General features: G+C 75.4%; 5 protein-coding genes. All 5 read left to right on the top strand.

Translation table 11 applies throughout. The features are described from left to right. Positions 1–363 (top strand): hypothetical protein (locus tag ACIQOV_RS37820; RefSeq protein ID WP_401055307.1); only part of this gene is annotated, 363 nt, incomplete at its 5' end. A gap of 43 nt (positions 364–406) precedes the next feature. Beyond that, on the top strand, positions 407–1,225 hold the full coding sequence (locus tag ACIQOV_RS37815; protein WP_401055306.1) for a hypothetical protein: 819 nt from the start codon (positions 407–409) through the stop codon (positions 1,223–1,225). 129 nt (positions 1,226–1,354) lie between these two features. After that, a complete protein-coding gene (locus tag ACIQOV_RS37810) occupies positions 1,355–1,534 on the top strand; it encodes a hypothetical protein (RefSeq protein WP_401055305.1) in 180 nt (59 codons plus the stop codon). 85 nt (positions 1,535–1,619) lie between these two features. Continuing rightward, a complete protein-coding gene (locus tag ACIQOV_RS37805; protein WP_401055304.1) occupies positions 1,620–1,826 on the top strand; it encodes a hypothetical protein in 207 nt (68 codons plus the stop codon). Between the two features lie 124 nt (positions 1,827–1,950). Continuing rightward, positions 1,951–2,304 carry a hypothetical protein gene (locus ACIQOV_RS37800; protein WP_401055308.1) on the top strand — a complete coding sequence of 118 codons (354 nt, stop codon included), beginning with the start codon at positions 1,951–1,953 and terminating at the stop codon, positions 2,302–2,304. Positions 2,305–2,334: the final 30 nt, after the last annotated feature.

The raw sequence follows: 2,334 nt of genomic DNA, 5'->3' as shown, positions 1-2,334 counted from the left end.
CACCCCGAACCCCACACCCACCCCTCCCCCGAACTCCTCTCCGGTACCAACGACCTCGCCTGGGTGTGGATCGCCGGGCCGCCCTGCCGACAGCTCTGCCGTTGCGCGTGTCACCACGAGAAGCCGCTGATCCAACAGGCCCGCGGCGAGACCCGGCCGGGCTGGTGGTGGGTGAACTGCTGCGGCCGGATCATCACCCGCCGCGTGCTGACCGACGACGCCTGGTGCCGCACCGCAGCCGACGCCCAAGCCCTCGCCGACTGGCACATCGCCGGCGAGAAAGGCCCCGCGCCCGCCGACTCCCCCGGCCTGCCCGACCTCGCCCCCGCCCGCGCGGAGCGCGAGCAGCTCGCCTTCTTCTGAACCAGCCCGCCCCGCCCCAAGCCGCCCGCCGAGGAGTAGCACCGTGTCCCAGCACACCCCCGACCAGCCCGAGCGCGAGGACCACGATGACGAGGACCTGGTCCTCCCCACGCTCGGCGCCCTGCCCCCGAACACCCCGCCCGAGCGGGACGAACGGCCGGACGTGATCTGGCACCGCCCCGCACCGCACCGCCGGCCGCACCGCGTCCCGCGCGACCGCTACCCCCACCTCACCGACACCCAGGCACTCCTCGCCGGCCTCGGCGCCCTGGCCGTCCTCATCGTTCTGGCCCTCACCCTCGGCCCCTACCTCCTCGCCGGAGCGCGCTGGCTCCTCGACCCGGCCCACGTCGCCCACCCGGCCGCCCGGATCTGGCACACCGTCGACGACCCGATCCACCACACCCTCACCGACCGCGGGCAGGGCCTGCCCGCCGGACCCGCCACCCTCCACGGCGCCTGGGCCGCCACCGGCCTGCTCATCCTGTGGCGGGCACTGCGCACCACCGGGTCCGCCGGGGCGCAGCTCGGCGCGTTGGCGTGGGGTGCGGTGACCTGCGCGATGGTCTGGGACGGCACCCCGGATGCCGGGCGGCCGGTCGCGGCCGGCCTGGCCGTGGTGCTGTGGGGCGCGCTGGTGGCCCTGGCCCTGACCGGCTCCTGGATCACCACCCACACCACTGTCATCAATGAAGCGCCCGAGCCAGCGGCCGTGACGGTCGAGGCGCCGGCCGTCACGGTGGCCGCGCCCGAGCCGATCCCGGTGACCGTCGAGGTCGCCGTGTCCGAGCCGCGCATCGAGACGGTACTGGTCGTCGACCGCGACGGGCGCCGCACCAGCCGCCCCGACGACCAGCACTGACTCCGGGCCCTGACGCTGCCCACCACCACGCCCGCCGCCACCCGGCCAGCCAAGCCGGGGCGACGGGCGCGGTGGTGCGCGGCGCGGCCGCCCGGCCGACCCGACCCGTCCACCAGGAGGAACCCCGAGATGAGCAACCAGCAGAACACCAACGAGACGGCCACCCAGACGACCAGCAACAGCATCAACGGCAACGCCACCGTGACCGGCACCGTCGTCCAGGCCGGGAACATCACCGCCACCAACTCGAACGTCAACATCGGCGGCACCGTGACCGGCGGCCAGACCGTCGTCAACAACCGCCGCTGACCGACCCGGGCGGGCCGGTGCCCCGGCGCACCGGCCCGCCCGTCCCCTTTCCCCGCCCTGCACCGCTGACCGAGAGGCACCCGCCGTGGCCCTGGCCATCTCCCGCGACGCACAGATCGCGGCCCTCTACGAGAAGCTCCACCACCGCTCCGCCATCCTGGCCGGCCTCACCCCCGACACCCCCTCCCACGCCGAGATACGGCGCCTGGAGTCCTCCACCAGCATCTCGCCGAAAGCCGTCCTCATCGGAGCCGCCGTGATCCTGCTGCTCATCTGGAGCGCCGTCCGCTGACGTCCGGGCCCTGACGCTGCCCACCACCGCGCCCGCCGCCCCCGCGCCATCCAGGCCGGGACGGCGAGCGCGGTGGTGCGCGGCGCGGCCGCCCGGCCGACACGCCCCCGACCCGGGAGACACCATGACGACGGCCACCACGACGATCACCCCCGGCCACTTCCCCACCAGCCCGCTCGCCCTGCGCACCGCCGACCCCGACCGGCAGACCCAGGTCCGCGCCTTCGCCTCGGAACAGGCCGCCGCGGCCACCACCGCCGCGACGCGGATCGGCGACCTCTGGGCGCAGGCCGGCACCCACGCGGACCGCATCACCGCCCTCGGCCAGGTCCACACCGAGCTGATCGAGTGGCGTTACCGCCTCGCCCTCGCGGCGGCCGGCCGTCTCGGACAGGGCCTCGCCCACGACCCCAGGCCAGGCGCAGCAGCAGCTCGTCCCGGCCGCCCGGGCGGCCCTCGGCCTTCCAGGCGCGGATGATCTCCGTGATGTCGAGGACGGCCTGCTCGC

This window comes from Kitasatospora sp. NPDC091257, assembly GCF_044757675.1.
In the GTDB taxonomy this organism is placed as follows: Bacteria; Actinomycetota; Actinomycetes; order Streptomycetales; family Streptomycetaceae; genus Kitasatospora; species Kitasatospora lactacystinica.
Note: the sequence above shows the minus strand (reverse complement) of the source record. Positions and strands in the feature narration are given on the sequence as shown.

What these genes read in the sequence shown, in the direction of transcription:
- ACIQOV_RS37810 (WP_401055305.1), top strand. Translation starts at nt 1,355, where the DNA reads ATGAGCAACCAGCAGAACACCAACGAGACGGCCACCCAGACGACCAGC.
- ACIQOV_RS37800 (WP_401055308.1), top strand. Translation starts at nt 1,951, where the DNA reads ATGACGACGGCCACCACGACGATCACCCCCGGCCACTTCCCCACCAGC.